Here is a 16089-nt window from a genome sequence, read left to right as displayed (position 1 = left end):
GCTAACCCCTGAAGGCGGCCACTGTCTCCTTCGGATTCCATGCTTTTCCACAGCCTCTGACCAGCGGATAACACGCCAGACCGATCGCCATGGAGGTGAAATGCCCAAGATCGGTGAAAGTCCGATGGGTAGCCAGGGGCACCCCGTAAACCGCCCCCACAACCACCAGATACACATACCGCCAAGGCACGGCGATCCGATACACCAGCACCCCCACCACCCCCGCCAGCGCGTAACTCACCCCGATATCAAGGGTGTCGAGAGACGACTGCGGCGCCATCCCATTCTTCACCGCCCACAACAGCGCCCCTTCGCTGATCAACGAGGCAAGCACATGCGCGGCCACACACACCATCAGCCACCGCGCCGTCCCCAGCCACCGCTCCGCCTGCGCGTGGAACACCGTGTACAGCACGGCGTACGGCAGCCAGCGCCCCCCGTCGATCCACATCGCGCTCGCGAACAACACCCGCACCGGGTTGTTGGACAACTCGTGGATGTTGGTGGACCGCTGCCGCAGGAACTCCTGCTCGAACTCCGGCGACATGTGGTGCATCGCGACCGTGGTGACGAAGAGAATCCCCAGCCAGACGTAGGTGCCGGGAGCGCTGCGGACATACGCCCACACCCTGTGGAGGCCCCGGACAATTCGCATGAGCCGATTCACGCACGCAAGTATCGTCCAAGGCGTGATCGACATTCCGGCCGGACTGGCCGCCTCCCAGGAGAGATTCAACGGCGAGGCCGGACGAGCCTTCGTCGCCGCGCTCCCCCACCGGGTGGCCGACTTCCTCTCCCGCTGGTCGCTACGGCTGGACGGCCCGTCCCGCTACGGCATGTGCGCCCTGGTCCTGCCCGTACTGCGCGCAGACGGCACCCGGGCCGCGCTGAAACTCCAGTACCTGGACGACGAGACGACCGGCGAACCGATCGCACTGCGCACCTGGGCCGGTGAGGGCGCCGTACGACTTCTGGACTACGACACGGAAACCGGCACCCTGCTCCTGGAGCGCCTGAACCCGACCCGCACCCTCACCCACGCACCCGACACCCGCGCCGCGACCCTCGTCATCGCCCGTCTCCTGGCCCGCCTGACGACGGTATCCGCACCACCGGAGCTGCACCGACGCCTCGGCGAAGTGGCCGCGGCCATGCTGGAACGGACGCCCGCCGCCCTCCCCCGCCTCCCGGACCCTTCCGACCGACACCTGATCGAGGACTGCGCGTCCGCGGTACGCGAAGTGGCGACCGAGCCGGGTGACCGGCTGCTGCACTGGGACCTGCACTACGACAACGTCCTCGCCCCCGAAAGCGAGGCTCGCGGCCCCTGGCTGGCGATCGACCCCAAACCGCTGGCGGGCGACCCGGGTTTCGAACTCTTCCCGGCGTTGGACAACCGTTTCGACCCCGACGAAATCCGTTGGCGCTTCGACGCGATGACCGACGTGATCGGTGTCGACCGCGCACGGGCGCGGGCCTGGACACTGGGCCGGGTACTCCAGAACACACTGTGGTCGGTCGAGGCGGGCCGCCCGCCAGCACCGGACCACCTGGAGATCGCACGCCGACTGCGCGCCTCACGCTGACCGCCACACCAGCCAGTACAACCACCGTTTGTCGCTTCACGGCGCGTCGGTTGTTTGACCGCCAGGGGCACCCCTCGCTTGGATCCCTGAGGTCAACGCGGGTTTGTTCGGCATGTTCGGCATGTTCGGCATGTTCGGCAGAGGGAGTGCGGGTGGGCAGACGACCGCTGGGCCGAAGTTTCGCCTGGCTGTGGGCAGCGTTCGCGGTCAGTTCGTACGGCACCGGCCTCGGCTTCGGCGCCTTCTCCCTGCTCGCGATCATCGTGCTGCACTCCGGCCCCACCCAGGTGGCGGTGCTGGCCGCCTCGGGCCGGGCGGTCGGCTCGCTGATCGCGGTGCCGCTCGGCCCATGGGTGGAGTTCCGCCGTAAACGGCCGGTGATGATCGCGATGGACCTGACCCGTTTCGCGGCCCTGCTGAGCGTCCCCGTCGCCTACGCGCTCGGCGTGCTCACCTTCGTCCAGCTCCTCCTCGTCTCCATCACCGTCGCCGCCGCGAACATCGCGTTCAACGCGGCGAGCGGCGCGTACCTGAAATCCCTCGTCCCGCCCGAGGACCTGCTCGTGGCGAACGCCCGCTTCGAGTCCACGACCTGGACCTCCACCATGCTCGGGCCCCCGCTCGGCGGAGCCGCGATCGGGCTGCTCGGCCCGGTGACGACCGTGGTGGCCGATGCCGTGAGCTATCTGCTCTCGGCCCTCGGCATCCGCGCCATCGGCGGAACGGAACCGCGCCCCGCCCCCAACGGCGCACCCCGACTGCGCCCGGGCGACCTGCTGGAGGGCTGGCGCTACATCCTCGCCCACCCCACCCTGCGCCCGCTGCTCCTCAACGCGATGACGGTCAACGGCCTGATCATGGCCTCCGAGCCCCTGCTCGCCGTACTCATGCTGGGCCGTCTCGGATTCGCGCCCTGGCAGTTCGCACTCGCGCTCGCGGCCTCCTCCGGCGCCGGCGGCTTCGTCGGCTCACGCCTCGCGCGCCCGCTCGCGGCCCGGTTCGGCGAGCGGCGGGTGCTGCGCATCGCCGGGATACTGCGCGCATGCTGGCCGGTGGGGCTGGCGTTCGTCGGCCCCGGAGTCCGCGGCATGCTCCTCGTCACCGCGCTCCAACTCGGCATGGTCACCTGCATCGGCGTCTTCAACCCCTTGCTGGCCACCGCCCGCCTCACGCAGACCGCCTCCGACCGGGTGGCCCGCACACTCACCGCGTGGTCGGTCAGCACCGGCGCCGCGATCGCGACGACGACGGCCGCATGGGGGCTGGTGGCGGCGATCACGACCCCCCGCACGGCGATCGCGCTGGCCGGAGTCCTCCTCCTGGCCACCCCCCTCCTCCTCCCCCGCCGCGAGCCCGCCGACCGAAGCACGGACCCGAGCCCGTCTTCTACTCTCTCCGCATGATCCGCACCGCGACCCCCACCGACATTCCCGTCATCCACGCCCTGATCCGCGAACTCGCCACCTACGAAAAGGAACCCCAGGAGGCGAGGGCCACCCCGGAACAGCTCCACGAGGCCCTCTTCGGCGAACACCCCGGCGCCTACGCCCACATCGCGACCGACGACACCACCGGCGAACCGGTCGGCTTCGCCCTGTGGTTCCTCAACTTCTCGACCTGGCGCGGAGTCCACGGCATCTACCTGGAGGACCTCTACGTCCGCCCCACCGCCCGCGGCACCGGCCACGGCAAGGCCCTCCTCACCGAACTCGCCCGCATCTGCGCGGCCCGCGGCTACGAACGCCTGGAGTGGTCCGTCCTCAACTGGAACACCCCGTCGATCGGCTTCTACGAGTCACTGGGCGCCCGCCCCCAGGACGAATGGACGGTGTACCGGCTGACGGACGAGGCGCTGAGCGCGCTGGCCGGGAGCCGGGGAACGGCGGCGTAAATTCGCGCACACGATCATGCCCGGACTGGGCAGGGTCCCCGCATGAGCTTCACGAATATGCCAAATTTCTTACCGGGCCTCGAACTCTCCCGCCGTTTCTACACAGAAACCGTCCGCCCGCTCCTCGAAGAGGCCGCCCCCGGCCTCCCCCACTCGGCCACCCGCATCGGCGGCGGTTCCGAGGTCCTCGGCTACGACACCCCGCGCTCACGGGACCACACCTGGGGCCCGCGCCTCCAACTCTTCCTCCGCACCCGGGACATCCCCCGGCACGCGGGCCGTATCAGACACCACCTCGCCGAACACCTCCCGAGAACCTTCCACGGCCACCCCACCCACCGCTGCGTCGAAGTCACCCACACCACGGCCTGGTTCACCGACACCCTCGGCTTCGACCCGACGCACAACATGACCCCCGCCGACTGGCTGAGCACCCCCACCCACCTCCTCACGGAGGTCACGGCGGGCGCGGTGTTCCACGACGGCCTCCACCAACTCGGCCCCCTGCGCCACGCCCTGCGCTGGTACCCCCACGACATCTGGCTGCACGTCCTGGCCCGCCAGTGGCAGCACATCACCGAACGCGAAGCCTTCGTCGGCCGCTGCGGCGAGGTGGGCGACGAACTGGGCTCCGCCATGAACGCGGCCCATCTGACCCGCCACCTGATGCGCCTGTGCCTCCTCATGGACCGCCGCTACCCGCCGTACGACAAATGGCTGGGCACCGCCTTCGCCCGCACGACGGCCGGCCACCGCCTCGCCCCGGTCCTCACCGCCGCCCTGGCCGCCACCGACTGGCAGACGCGCGAGAAACACCTCACCTACGCCTACGAAGCCGTGGCAGGTATCCACAACCAACTGGACCTGACCGACCGCGTCGACCCGACCACCCGCCCACACCGCTCCGGCCCGTACCGCGTCCTCCCCGCCGAACGCTTCACCACCGCCCTGCTCGCCCGCATCGCGGACCCGGTGTTGAGGGAACCACCCGACTACAGGCACCCCGGCCGGCGCGGCTGATCACAGGGAGGAGGAGAAGGCACAGCAGCGGCGCCGGGCGGACTCGCCCGGCGCCGCGGGAGTACAGGATGTCGGGCCGGCCGAGCAGGGAGAGCGTGGCCGCGGCCCCGACCCCGGCTCGACTCAGCCGTAGACGGGGAAGGCCTTCACGACGGTCGCGGCGGCGCCGTTCCCGCCCTCGTCCCGGCCCTCGTCCGCGGCGATGAGCGCGCTCGCGGTCAGCGGCGGGCCGTCACTGCCGGACGCTGCGGCCACCAGCCGGGCCGCCGACTCCGCCCCGGTCTCCGGCGGGACGATCAGCAGGTCGCGGCGACCGTTGCCGTAGGAGAGCAGCAGCAGCTTGTGCGGGTCGAACTCCGTGAACCAGCCGGCCTTGACGACGTGGCCGGCCACGGGAACCTTGCGGGGGATGTCCGGCCAGTACGTCGGATTGACGGCGACGCGGGTGATGCGCCCCCACAAGGGGTCCAACACGGCGGTCAGCGAGGGCAGTTCGCTCAGCAGGTCCCGGGAGCGGGGCCACCAGGCACCGTCCAGGAGGCCGGGGGCGGCACCGTCGCTCTTCAGGGCGAGCCGGGCGGCCGGGCCCTCGACGGGCCGGGGGTGCGGGAGGGTGGGTTGCACGGTCGCCGACATGATGCGGACCCGTCTCCGGGCGGCCTCTGCGGCAGCACGGGTTTCGTCTCTCGCCGAGGACGACCCGGTGCGGAAGCCGGTGTGCGAAGTGCCCTCGGTACTGTCCACGGTACCCCGCGCCCCGCACCGGCGCGGTGGTCCTACGCTCCGGTCAGGGCCGTTCCGGACCGTGCGGGAGTACGCTGAAGCAACCGAGGGCTCCTGACGTGCCGGTGTCCGGTCCGGCGTCCTGTCCTCGCGTTCCCTTCCCAGGGGCAGCCCGTGACCCCGGCCGCGCCATTCGCACCGACGGCCGAGGAGTCCCCGCGATGTCGACCCTTTCCACCCCGTCCACGACGGGTGTCCCGGCGGACACCGCTCCGCCGCCCCCGCCCTACGACGGCGCCTCCCCCTTCCCGGAAGACGGCCCGCCGCCCGTGCGCGACGGCGCCGCGCGGATATACGTGAGCATCACGGCGGCGATCGTCGTCCTGCCGTTCGTGGCGCTGGGCCTGGCCGGCTGGCTGCTGTGGGGGCGGCTCGTCCATCCCGTCGACATCGTGCTCGCGGTCGTCCTCTACACGATCACGGGTCTCGGCGTCACGGTCGGTTTCCACCGCGGGCTCACCCACGGCTCGTACCGGGCCGACCGTCCCCTGCGCATCGCGCTCGCGGTGGCCGGGTCGATGAGCTTCCAGGGCGACGTCATCGGCTGGGTCGCCACCCACCGCCGCCACCACGCCTTCACCGACCGGCCCGGCGACCCGCACTCGCCGTACCGCTACGGCACCCATCTGTGGGGCCAGCTGCACGGACTGCTGGACGCCCACGTCGGCTGGCTGTTCCGCAACGAGCAGACCCCGCCGGAGCGTTACGCCCCCGACCTCCTCGCCGACCCCGACATCCGGGCCGTCTCCCGCGCCTTCCCGTGGCTGTGCCTGTTCACCCTCGCGCTGCCGTTCGGGCTCGGCTGGGCGATCGGCGGCAGCTGGCTGTACGGCGTAACGGGCCTGCTGTGGGCGGGACTTGTGCGCATCGCACTGCTCCACCACGTCACCTGGAGCGTCAACTCGCTGTGCCACATGATCGGTGAGCGGCCGTTCCGCACCCGCCGCCACGACCGCGCCACCAACCTGTGGCCGCTGGCCCTGCTCTCCTTCGGCGAGAGCTGGCACAACCTCCACCACGCCGACCCCACCAGCGCCCGGCACGGCGTCGACCGCGGTCAGATCGACCCGTCGGCCGCCGTCATCCGCCTCTTCGAAAGCGCCGGCTGGGTCCACGACGTCCGCTGGCCGACCCCGGACCGGATCACCGCCCGCCGTGCCTGACGCCGAACCGCTCGTCCACGTACGGCAGTTGTCAGGAGCCTCATGACCACCGTGCTGCAGCCCCCGCTCCCCTCCCATCCGGTCCTGCGCCTGCGCCTGGCCCCCCACGGGAACCTGCCGCGGGCCATCGACGGCGCGTGGTGGCCCCGTTCGTACGACCTGTCGGCCGAACTCCCGGCACTACTCGCCGGGTTGCCGCCTCAGTGGGGCCGCATCACCAGTGCCACGGTCAACGGGGCGGCGTGGTCCGCCGTACCCGGCCGGCTGCTCGTCTCCCACCAGGTCGTACGGCTGCACGGGACCCAGGTGGAATCCGCCCCGCACACCATCGTCCTGCTCGCGCCCGGCCGGGGCCGCTGGGATCTGCTGGTCGTGCCGCCGGACACGACCGAGCAGGCGGCCGAAGCGCTCATGGCGGCCGCCGTGGCCGGTCAACCGGCGTGGTCGCCGGACTGAGCCGTCGCGGGTGCCGGGATGGCCCTGGTGTCGAAGCCGCCGGAGACGATCTGCGCGGCGAGGTCCGAGAGACGCAGGTGACGGGCGCGGGCGTAGCTGCGGAACGCGGCGAAGGCGTCGTCGACGGAGGTGTTCCAGCGCTCCGCCAGGAAGCCCTTGACCTGTTCGATCAGGATGCGGCTGGTCAGCGCGTTCTCCAGCTGACTGTTCTCGACATGGGACTGCTCCAGGGTGCGCTGCTGCAGGATCGCGATGGTGGCCACGTCGGCGAGGGCCTGGGCGAGCGCGATGTCGTCGTCGCCGAGCCGGTGGGTGGTCGTCTGGAAGAGGTTGAGCGCGCCGACGACACGGTTGCGCAGTCGCAGCGGGATGGCGTGCGTGGTCACGTACCCGGTCGCGCGGGCCTGCTGGGCGAAGCGCGGCCAGGCCGCGGTCGTCTCCGGCCGGGTCAGGTCGATGTTGGTGCGGGCGGCGCCGGTGCGGTAGCACTCGACGCACGGGCCCTGGTCGTGCTGGAGCGCGAAGAGTTCCAGCAGACGGGTGTGCTCGTCCGAGGCGGCGATGATCTGCAGCTCGCCGTACGGGTCCACGAGCAGGATCCCGGCCGCCGACACGTCCAGCAGCTCCACGCAGCGCGCGGAGAGGCGGTGCAGCAGGTCGATGACGTCGAAGTCCTCGACCAGTGAGTCCGCGACCTCCACGAAGATCTCGGCCAGACGTCGTTCGCGGGCCATGGCTATCATCCCTTTCCACCGTCGGGCGAGTACGGCCCACTTACATCGTCGTCGAAGTCGTCGTTGAAGCGCAGCCTGCGGGCAACCACATCCGCCGCGATCTCGCCGAGCGGCCGCTCACTGCCGTACGCGTGGGCCCGCAGGCGCAGCAGGGCCTCCTGTATGGACACGTCCAGCTGGGCGCTGATCATCCCCGTGGCCTGGTGCACGACCGCGCGGCGCAGCACGGAGGGAGACTCCAGGGCCGCGCCGACCGCAGGACCCTCCCCGTCCGCGTCCCCGCCCCCGTCGCGTCGGTCACGCTTCAGGAGAGCGCCGGTCAGTACCGCGGTCAGTGCGGCGGCGTCGGTGTACTGCTGCCGGCTCAGCCGCCGTTCACTGTCGCACAGGAGGGTCAGTACGCCGACCCGGATGACCCCGATACCCAGCGGGAAGCAGCACACGCCGTGCACGCCCAGCTCGCGCGCGGCCGGCAGCAGCGCGGGCCAGCGCTCGGCGCGCACCCGCGCCAGGTCCGGCTCCAGCACCGGCGAACCGGTGCGGACCACGTCCGGCCCCGGGCCCTCCCCCAGCGTGAACTGGAGTTCCTCGAACCGGGCGCTCAGATCCGGGTGGTACCACAGCGGCTCGGCCGCCCGCTCGGCACCGACCAGCAGCGACAGCGCGACGCCCGCGGCGCCCAGCGCCCGCGCACACGCCCGGGCGGGGTCTCCGGCCTCGCCCAGTCGCAGCGAGCGCAGGACCTCGGCCATGCCGTCACTGATCACCCGTCTCCGTCCCGCGCGGGCCGGGGCACTTCGGGGTGAGGCGTCGCCCGGCCTGCCCCGAACACTACGGGGCCCGGTCCGCCGTCGCACGGTCCGCGGGTACGTCGTGCCAGGCGTCCTGGGTGCTCGCGTACCGCGGGAACCAGTCCCCCAGACCGGCTGCCCGGAACACGAGACTCGCGCCCGGCAGATGGTGCACGACCCGCAGCCATCCGAGCCGCTCATGACAGTCCTTCCGCGCCGCGCACAGCGGGTCCAGGACGCTGCCGTCCATGAAGGTGACACCGCTCAGATCCACGATGAGGAGCAGCCGCCCGCCACCGTGCCGGGCGTCCACCAGATCACGCGCGAAGGCCGGCACGGACATCAGGTCCAGCTCGCCGCCGGCCGTGACCACACGCAACTCGTCGAACAGGTCGGAATGCGGGCCCATACGACCCAACTCCTCTGCCACCGGGGGGCTTTCGCCTTGCGCAGGGCCTCTGTTGCGCGGAAACGGACGGCACGGAGAGGGCCGGGGACACGGGCGGACCGTACGACGAGAGTACTGCCGTACGGGAGTCGGCCCGCAGCCCTCGCTCCAGGTAGGCGTGAGAGTGATCGAAGGTGTCGTCCCCGGTCGGTTCCTGACGGATTCGAGGGCGAAGGTGCAAAGGTCTGACGTCACACGGTATCCGCAGCCCCGGGACAGGACTACGCTGTGAAGTCAGGCCCCAGTCCCCGGTATCGATGCTGAGTCCAGCTCCCGGGAGACCCGTCGTGTTCGTCCTGCTCCTCGTACTCGTCCTGGTCCTGTTCGGTTTCGGCTTCCTCCATCCCCTCTGGTGGGTGGCCGCGGCTGTGCTGGTCTACAGCGCCACCCGCCTCGGCCGGGACCGTGGCGGAGGCAGGTGGCGTGACGGCGGTTCAGATCTCGGGGACTACCGGGACTACCAGGAGCGCCGGAGCCGTCGGGAACGCTGGGACCGCCGCTACAGCCGTCAGCACCGGGCACGCTGGCGGCGCGAGGACCGCCGGGACCACGAACGCCGAGGGTGACGTGCGGAGTTGCCCGATTGCCCCGGACGGGCGTGGGTCAGGCCCCCAGAGCGGCAAGGGATTCGGAGCCGTCGACGAAGGCGCGGGCCACGTCGGACAGCCGCCGGTTGTGGGCGCGGGCGTAACCGCGCAGGGCGCTGAACGCCTGCTCCATGTCGATGCCCTGGCGTTCGGCGAGCTTTCCCTTGGCCTGCTCGATCAGCACCCGGCTGTTCAGGGCCGTCTGCAGCTGCTCGTTGAGGACCGTGCTGCGCACGCTGGAGCGCTGCTGGAGCAGGCTGATCGTGGCCACGTCGGCCAGGGCCTGGGCGACGGGCGTGCCGACCGGGTCGAAGGGGCCGGGTGCGACGCGGAAGAGGTTCAGAGCGCCCACAGTCTCCTCCCGTAAGCGCATGGGCAGGGCCTGTACGGCCCCGAATCCGCTGCGGTGGGCCGCCGTGACGAAACGCGGCCAACGGTCGATCTCCCGGGTCAGGTCGTGGATGACCACGGGTGCGCCGGTGTGGAAGCAGTCGAGGCAGGGCCCTTCGTCGTTCTGGAGCTGGAACAGCTCCAGCAGCCGCACCTGTTCGTCGGAGGCGGCCATGACGCGGAGTTTGCCGTCCCGGTCGGCAAGCAGCACGCCGGCGGCGCTCGCGTCGAGCATGCTCACGCAGCGATCGGTCAGCAGGCGCAGAAAGTCGATGAGGTCGAAGTCGGCGACCAGATTGTCGGCCAGCTCGACGAAGGTCTTGGCCAGGAGCTGTTGATCCATCGTGGGCACCCTCGATTGGGACTGGTCCCGGCCCGAAGGGGCGGGACGGACGGCACGTTTCCCGGACGTCACCCATGCGTCAGGTTTTCTCGTCGGTCTGGTCCGGCTCCGTGTCCGGTGAGAAACGGAGCCGCCGGGCCACCACGTCGGCGGCCACGTCGGCCAGCCGGCGTCCCTGCGCGAAGGCATGGCCACGAAGCCGGACGAAGGCTTCTTCGATGCCGACGCCGAGCTGGACGGTCAGGACGCCACTGGCCTGGTCTATCTCCGCCCGGTACGCGCCCAGGTCCTCGACGGGACCGTCGCGCGGACCGCCCGTCTCGTTGATGCGCGCGTCGAGCAGTACCAGGGTCGCGAGATCGGCGAACGCCAGCGCGTCCGCCAGTTCCTCCGCGTCCAGCCGGACCGGAACCTGGGCGTACAGGTCCAGAACTCCCAGGCTGATCGCGCCCATCTGCAGCGGGAGCGCGAACACCGCGCGTGCCCCGGCTTCCAGCGCCGCGTCCGCGAACACCGTCCAGCGGTCCTGGAGCTCACGGGTCAGCAGATCGGGTGTCAGGACGGCCGAGCCGTGCCGGAAGGCATCCACACACGGCCCCTCGCCCAAGGTGAGCTGGAGTTCTTCCAGTTGCTCACTGATGTCGTCGGTGCTGCACAGCGGATGGCTCGGCGCAGCCGGGGACATCGCCGACAGTCCGGCACCGCCGACCGGCAGCGCGGCCACGGCCGCGGTGCAGACGTCCACCACACCGACCCGGACACCGCGCCGGGCCGCCTGCTCGGCCACCAACACCTGGATGCGCTCCGACCGGCGTTCAGACCCCACCCGGGCCACCGCCCGCGGGCATCGCGACAGGGTCCACCGACGCGGCACCGGAAGATGCCCGGTGGCCGGTCGGCAGCCCCTCCCGCACCCGCCGGCCGGGGCCCTGCTCCTGCGGGCGCGGGTGGTCGGCCGTCATCGCATATCTCCAGAAACTCCAGAAACTCCAGAAAGCACGGACAGCAGCCGGACCGAGTGGTGCGCCGGACCCGGAACTGGCGCGGGCGGGGTGTCCGCGAGAGGAGGTGGCGGACGGCCGGACGAAGGGCCGAGGAGCAGTGACCCGTCGCCGACGACGTCGAGAATCCGGAGCAGCGTGCTCGGCGGATGGTGCAGTCGCAGGGTCCCGCCGAGCACTTCGGTCTGCTGTGCCGCACGGAGGAGCACGTTGAGGCCGCTGCAGTCGCAGAAGGTGACGTGGGCGAGGTCGACGTCGACCTCGCGCATACCGTCGTGCAGGCACTGCTCCAGCGACACACGCACCATGGGCGCGGATTCGAGGTCGATCTCACCGGCCAGGGTGATGAGCGCCTTTGTCGTTCGGTCATGACGATGGACGGTGAGCGGTGGCAGGGGCATGGCGCCTCGGTTCAAAAGACCATCCGGCAGCGGGTGCGGTGGTGCCGGAGTCCCGGCTCCCTGGGCGCGCTCCCGGCGGGGGCGTACTTTCGGCGGAGACAGACCAATGGCCGGTCCGACGGCCTGCACGGCAGGACAGAGGATCAACCCGGTTCCCTCCAGGGATGCGCCGGGTGCCAGACGAGGAGTCCGCACCCCGCAGCCATTTGCGTTCAGCAACTGCGTGCCGCCGGGGTCTGGGACGTCTGTACAGCAGACTAGTCCTCAGACCGTCCCCGTGGACGGTTCGAAGCCATCCGATCCCAGGATGCGGACGGTACAAGCAACACCGCGCGCGTACGCCCGAGGCACCACGCGACACGCACGGACCCTGGCCGCGAACCGGAGGCAGCACGAAGGAACGGTTCCCGGTCAGTGGCAGGTCCGGGTGCAGAGCGCGCTCTCAGCACTCCGGCTTCTTGCCGGCAGTGCCCTGCGCGCCCTTGACCTGTACTCACTCACCAGTCGGCCCTGAACATGACCAAGGACCGGCACCCCGGTCTGCGCGCCGTCATCGAACACTGCCTCCCCGACGCCGTCTTCCCCCCTCACTCTGCGCACCAGCATGCCGATCCCTGCCGGGTCCACCACCCCGGTCACTCTCCTCGGCAACGCCCTCCACACCATGAGCCCGGCCGCCCGACGCCGGCGCCAACACGGCTCTCGGCGACGCCGCGGCCCTCACCCAAGCCCTCGCCCAGGCCGCCACCGGCGCACCCCTGATCCCCGAACTGCGCGAGTACGAGGCCGACATGACCGCCCGCGGCTAACCTGCAAAGAACTACATCGGCTGCAGGTCACCGGACGTCGACGTAGTCGGTGACCTGGGTGCTTCTGAGGTAGTGATCTCCGGTCTGGCGGCTGAGAGCGATGGCCCAGGTGCCGTCCTGTTTGGCGGTCTCCATACCGATGAGGTGGCCGTGCCTGTCGGTGCCCAGTTCGGTGACGTAGCGGTATGTGCTGGAGCCACGGGGCTTGAAGTAGAGGGTGGGGGAACCGCCGTAGAGCGGCTTCCAGGTGGTGCCGTTCTTGTACTGGAGGGTGCCGGCGAAACTGAACGCCTGGTTCTTGCGGACCGGGTTCGTTGAGGCGTGGAAGCCGGTGACGCGGGTGGCGTAGCGGTAGAGGTGGACGGGCTTGGTGGTGTTGGTCGCCAGGTCGGGGTTGCCGTCGAAGCGGGCGCGCCAGTAGACGTTGGTGTTCGTCGTGGTGAGGGTGCGGGCGAAGTCCTCCTCGAACAGGGGCTTGTTGTAACGGATCTTGATGGGGACGGTGGTCGCGTTCTTCCAGCCGCTCCTGCCGTCCTTGGAGTACTGCAGGGTGACGGTGGGCTTGGCGGGCCAGTGGGCGCGTGCGTCTTCGTAGTAGACGTAGCCGGAGACCTTGAGGGACGAGGTGTCGGTGAGGTCCGCGCTCATGTCGAGGTGGGTGGTGTAGGCGACGTGAAGGCTGAAGGGCTCGGTGGTGACCTGCTGGAAGGGCATGTAGTCGGTGCCCGCTGTGAGTTGGGCGGTCGGTGCGGCGCTCTCGGAAGAGACGTGCAGCGTGTAGGAGCCCTGGCTGTCGGTGGTGGTCTGGCCTGCCAGAAAGCTGGGGAGGCCGTTCGGGCCGAGTCCGGAGAGGGTGATCGCGGTGTTCGGCAGTGGCTGCCAGCCGGCACTGGTCTGGATCTCGGTGCGGCCGGTGACGGTGCCGGTGGCGCCCTGCTTCAGGTTCAGGGCGTGCGTGCTCGCGGTGAAGCGGACGGGCGCCTGGGTGGTGTGCAGGTGCTGCTTGGGGCTCAACAGGTCGATCGCGCCGGGGTAGTTGGCGGAGGCCTCGGGTGCGGCGGTCAGGTCGATGGACGTCTGGACGGGGACGAAGGCGGCGGTGAAGCGTCCGTCGGCCGTGCTGGTCGCGCTCACCCGGCCGCGCCCGGTCTCGATGTCGACGGGTATGCCGGCGGCGGGGGTCGGGGTGTCCGGGTGGCGGGGGTCCGTGGCGAGGGCGGTGCCGCTGACGGCAACCTGCTGGTGCAGATAGTCCGGCACAGCGGGCGTGGCGGTCAGCTCCGGGATCGTGACCAGGGTCTGGTACCGCAGGGTGTGCGGGGAGAGGGCACCGGTGACGGTGGCGCCGGAGGCGTCCTGAAGGTCGACAGTCACCCGGTAGTCGCCGAGCTCGGCCAGGTGGACCGGCGCCCGCCAGACCCCTGACGTCGCGTCCTGTCCGGTGTACTGGGTGAAGTCCTCGGTCGATCCGGCCTCCGGTCCCCCTGCCGGTGCGTCCAGCGGATAGAAGTGCGCCGTGATGTGCGTGAGCGGGCTGGCGGAGTGCGCGGTCACGAAAATCAGCCCCGGCTCGTACCAGCCGTCCGCGTCGGACAGGACGGGACCGCCGCTGGCGTTGTCCGCGTGGGCCGGGGAGAGGCCCGTGAACAGGGTGGCGGACAGGGCGGTCGCCGTGGCTGCCGCCAGGAAGGCGCTGCGTCTCAAGATGGTTCCCCCCCCAGGGAATCGGCCGACTTCGAGCGTGAGTATGAGAATCGAGAACGAGCCCGGATTCCAAGATCACCCTAAACAAGAAACCTCAGGCCAGAACTCTGACCCGAGGTTTGCCTTGGAGCCCCCTGTCGGATTCGAACCGATGACCTACGCATGGCAAGTCCGGGCAGGATCTTGCCGGCCGGTGACGGTCTCTGCCATCTCATCCGCTCACGCATCGCTCACGCATCACGTGCCGCCGAGCAGGGGCTTCATGGGGACCACCGGAGCGACACCGACAGCCAGGGCGCGGGTCGTGGGAAGAGCGAGTGCTGGACGGGGTCGCGAGGGCCGTGCGCAATCCAGCCCGGTGCATCTCAGTCCCGCGGACGTGACCGGTGCCTCGACCGGTCGGCGGGTGGTTGACCGATAAGGCGCATCCGTTCGGGCACTCTGTGGTGCACTGGCACCTATCTGGCAGCGGGCTCGGCGCCGGCCGCTCGCGTACCCGGGCGCGAGCCCTGAGTACCAGCGAGCAGCGAGGACGCACCGTGACCGCACGCGAGCATGAAGGGCCCGGTGGGCCGGCCATCCCCACCTCGATGAACCGGGTGGCCAGGGCAGGGTGATGACCTTGGCGGGGATACTGGCCGCAGCGGAGACAGCGGCACCCGTGGAGTCGCTCGACGTGGTCGCGCGGATGCTCAAGGAGCACCTCGGGGCGGCGTCGGTGTCGTTCCTCATCACCGACTTCACCGGCGGCTCGGTGGTACGGCTGGGTGCGGCGGGCAGCGTCGATACGGATGAACCCGCCCGGCGCATCACCCTGCGGGGCACCCTCTACGACGACGTGATCCGCACCCAGCGGCCGAGCGTGGAGGACGAGGGCGAGGGCGCACTGGTGCGGATCGTGGCACCGGTGACCAACCGTGGGGACGCCATCGGGCTCCTCGAACTGTTCCTGCCCGCGGCACCCGACGCGCAGACCATGCGGGAGGTCGGCGAGACCGCACACGCCCTGGCGTACATCGTCATCGCGAACCGGCCCTTCACCGACGTGTACCAGTGGGGCCGCCGTACCACTCCGCTGAGCCTGGCCGCGGAGATCCAGCATCGGCTGCTCCCGGCTTCGCTGGCGTGCGAGGCCGCGCAGTTCGCCGTCGCCGGGGCGCTGGAGCCGGCCGACCACGTGGGGGGTGACACCTTCGACTACGTCATCGACCGGGACACCGTCCAGCTCTCCGTCACCGACGCCATGGGCCACGATGTCGACGCCGCGCTGCTGGCCACTCTCCTGGTGGGCGCCCTGCGCCGGGCACGGCGGGCCGGTGCCGACCTCGCCGAACAGGCCCGCCAGGCCGACCAGGCCATGCGGGAGCACGGCCGTCAGAGCTACGTCACCGGTCAGCTTCTCCGCATCAGCCTGATCGACGGCACAACCGAGTTCATCAACGCCGGCCATCCCTGGCCTCTGCGCATGCGGAACGGCAAAGTGCAGGAGGTCACTCCGAAGATCGATATGCCGTTCGGCTTCCACGTCCCTCACACCTACCGGGTCCAGTCGCTGGACCTGCAGCCGGGCGACCGGCTGGTGATGCTGACCGACGGCATGCTGGAGCGCAACGCCAACAGCCTCGATCTGTCGGACCTGATCGTGCGCACCAGCGCGCTGCACCCCCGTGAGGCCGCCCGCACTCTCATCGGGGCGATCGTCGACGCCAACCACGGCCACCTGCAGGACGACGCGACCGTCATGTGCCTGGACTGGCACGGCGTCGACCACTCGGAGCGGGACGCCAACACCGGCGCCGACCTCACCGATGCCTCCGCACCGTCACGGACGAGGCGGGGATGAATTCCGTGCGATGACGCGACCTGCCCCGGCATCCCGCTGCGTCCAGCCGCACAGGAAATGCGCGGTCGAGGCCACGCCGGCCCGGGATTCACTTCAACAGATCGGGGCCGCGAAGCATTGGCCGCGCGGCCAATGCTTC

At 70.5% G+C, this 16089-nt stretch carries 17 protein-coding genes; 8 read left to right on the top strand and 9 right to left on the bottom strand.

What is annotated here, in order from left to right; genetic code table 11:
- Position 1: 1 nt before the first annotated feature.
- Positions 2–655 (bottom strand): rhomboid-like protein, encoded by a 654-nt coding sequence (locus AB0I51_RS04095; RefSeq protein WP_362971881.1) that lies wholly within the window; start codon positions 653–655, stop codon positions 2–4.
- Between the two features lie 34 nt (positions 656–689).
- On the opposite strand from AB0I51_RS04095, the gene AB0I51_RS04090 reads away from it, so the two are divergent.
- The 4 genes from AB0I51_RS04090 to AB0I51_RS04075 all read left to right on the top strand — a co-directional run bounded on the left by AB0I51_RS04090 (position 690) and on the right by AB0I51_RS04075 (position 4497).
- The gene (locus AB0I51_RS04090; RefSeq protein WP_362971195.1) at positions 690–1586 is read left to right on the top strand and encodes an aminoglycoside phosphotransferase family protein; all 897 of its coding nucleotides are present in this window, start codon (positions 690–692) and stop codon (positions 1584–1586) included.
- A gap of 152 nt (positions 1587–1738) precedes the next feature.
- Complete coding sequence (locus AB0I51_RS04085) at positions 1739–2989, top strand: MFS transporter (RefSeq protein WP_362971193.1); 1251 nt, start codon at positions 1739–1741, stop codon at positions 2987–2989.
- Complete coding sequence (locus AB0I51_RS04080; RefSeq protein ID WP_362971191.1) at positions 2986–3477, top strand: GNAT family N-acetyltransferase; 492 nt, start codon at positions 2986–2988, stop codon at positions 3475–3477. The genes AB0I51_RS04085 and AB0I51_RS04080 overlap by 4 nt, the downstream gene beginning before the upstream one ends.
- A gap of 57 nt (positions 3478–3534) precedes the next feature.
- Entirely contained in the window at positions 3535–4497 is a 963-nt protein-coding gene (locus AB0I51_RS04075; protein ID WP_362971189.1) for a DUF4037 domain-containing protein, read from the top strand.
- A gap of 123 nt (positions 4498–4620) precedes the next feature.
- Here the strand turns inward: AB0I51_RS04075 and AB0I51_RS04070 are convergent, their stop codons facing one another.
- The gene (locus AB0I51_RS04070; RefSeq protein ID WP_362971187.1) at positions 4621–5241 is read right to left on the bottom strand and encodes a DUF5994 family protein; all 621 of its coding nucleotides are present in this window, start codon (positions 5239–5241) and stop codon (positions 4621–4623) included.
- 200 nt (positions 5242–5441) lie between these two features.
- Here AB0I51_RS04070 and AB0I51_RS04065 point away from each other — a divergent pair, with 200 nt between their 5' ends.
- On the top strand, positions 5442–6443 hold the full coding sequence (locus tag AB0I51_RS04065; protein WP_362971185.1) for an acyl-CoA desaturase: 1002 nt from the start codon (positions 5442–5444) through the stop codon (positions 6441–6443).
- A gap of 42 nt (positions 6444–6485) precedes the next feature.
- Positions 6486–6899: a DUF5994 family protein gene (locus AB0I51_RS04060; RefSeq protein ID WP_362971183.1), complete on the top strand. Its 414-nt coding sequence runs from the start codon at positions 6486–6488 to the stop codon at positions 6897–6899.
- Here the strand turns inward: AB0I51_RS04060 and AB0I51_RS04055 are convergent.
- From AB0I51_RS04055 to AB0I51_RS04045, 3 genes are all read right to left on the bottom strand, one after another.
- On the bottom strand, positions 6875–7642 hold the full coding sequence (locus tag AB0I51_RS04055) for a GAF and ANTAR domain-containing protein (RefSeq protein WP_362971181.1): 768 nt from the start codon (positions 7640–7642) through the stop codon (positions 6875–6877). The two genes, AB0I51_RS04060 and AB0I51_RS04055, sit on opposite strands and share 25 nt — an antisense overlap.
- The gene (locus AB0I51_RS04050) at positions 7639–8400 is read right to left on the bottom strand and encodes an ANTAR domain-containing protein (protein ID WP_362971179.1); all 762 of its coding nucleotides are present in this window, start codon (positions 8398–8400) and stop codon (positions 7639–7641) included. Before AB0I51_RS04050 ends, AB0I51_RS04055 begins: the two co-directional genes overlap by 4 nt.
- A 64-nt stretch (positions 8401–8464) precedes the next feature.
- The gene (locus AB0I51_RS04045; protein ID WP_362971177.1) at positions 8465–8833 is read right to left on the bottom strand and encodes an STAS domain-containing protein; all 369 of its coding nucleotides are present in this window, start codon (positions 8831–8833) and stop codon (positions 8465–8467) included.
- A gap of 326 nt (positions 8834–9159) precedes the next feature.
- Here AB0I51_RS04045 and AB0I51_RS04040 point away from each other — a divergent pair, with 326 nt between their 5' ends.
- Entirely contained in the window at positions 9160–9438 is a 279-nt protein-coding gene (locus tag AB0I51_RS04040) for a hypothetical protein (RefSeq protein WP_362971175.1), read from the top strand.
- 37 nt (positions 9439–9475) lie between these two features.
- Here the strand turns inward: AB0I51_RS04040 and AB0I51_RS04035 are convergent, their stop codons facing one another.
- The 4 genes from AB0I51_RS04035 to AB0I51_RS04020 form a co-directional block, all read right to left on the bottom strand.
- Positions 9476–10192 carry a GAF and ANTAR domain-containing protein gene (locus tag AB0I51_RS04035; RefSeq protein WP_362971173.1) on the bottom strand — a complete coding sequence of 239 codons (717 nt, stop codon included), beginning with the start codon at positions 10190–10192 and terminating at the stop codon, positions 9476–9478.
- A gap of 79 nt (positions 10193–10271) precedes the next feature.
- Positions 10272–11018 carry a GAF and ANTAR domain-containing protein gene (locus tag AB0I51_RS04030; protein ID WP_362971171.1) on the bottom strand — a complete coding sequence of 249 codons (747 nt, stop codon included), beginning with the start codon at positions 11016–11018 and terminating at the stop codon, positions 10272–10274.
- Between the two features lie 132 nt (positions 11019–11150).
- On the bottom strand, positions 11151–11594 hold the full coding sequence (locus AB0I51_RS04025) for an STAS domain-containing protein (protein ID WP_362971169.1): 444 nt from the start codon (positions 11592–11594) through the stop codon (positions 11151–11153).
- An 836-nt stretch (positions 11595–12430) separates the two neighbouring features.
- Complete coding sequence (locus tag AB0I51_RS04020; RefSeq protein WP_362971167.1) at positions 12431–14107, bottom strand: hypothetical protein; 1677 nt, start codon at positions 14105–14107, stop codon at positions 12431–12433.
- Between the two features lie 616 nt (positions 14108–14723).
- Between AB0I51_RS04020 and AB0I51_RS04015 the strand changes: the two genes are divergently transcribed.
- A complete protein-coding gene (locus AB0I51_RS04015; protein WP_362971165.1) occupies positions 14724–15950 on the top strand; it encodes a PP2C family protein-serine/threonine phosphatase in 1227 nt (408 codons plus the stop codon).
- Positions 15951–16089: the final 139 nt, after the last annotated feature.

The sequence above is a fragment of the Streptomyces sp. NPDC050549 genome (assembly GCF_040655035.1).
GTDB lineage: Bacteria > Actinomycetota > Actinomycetes > Streptomycetales > Streptomycetaceae > Streptomyces.
The sequence above is the reverse complement of the archived record's forward strand: the minus strand, read 5'-3'. Positions and strand labels throughout refer to the sequence as shown.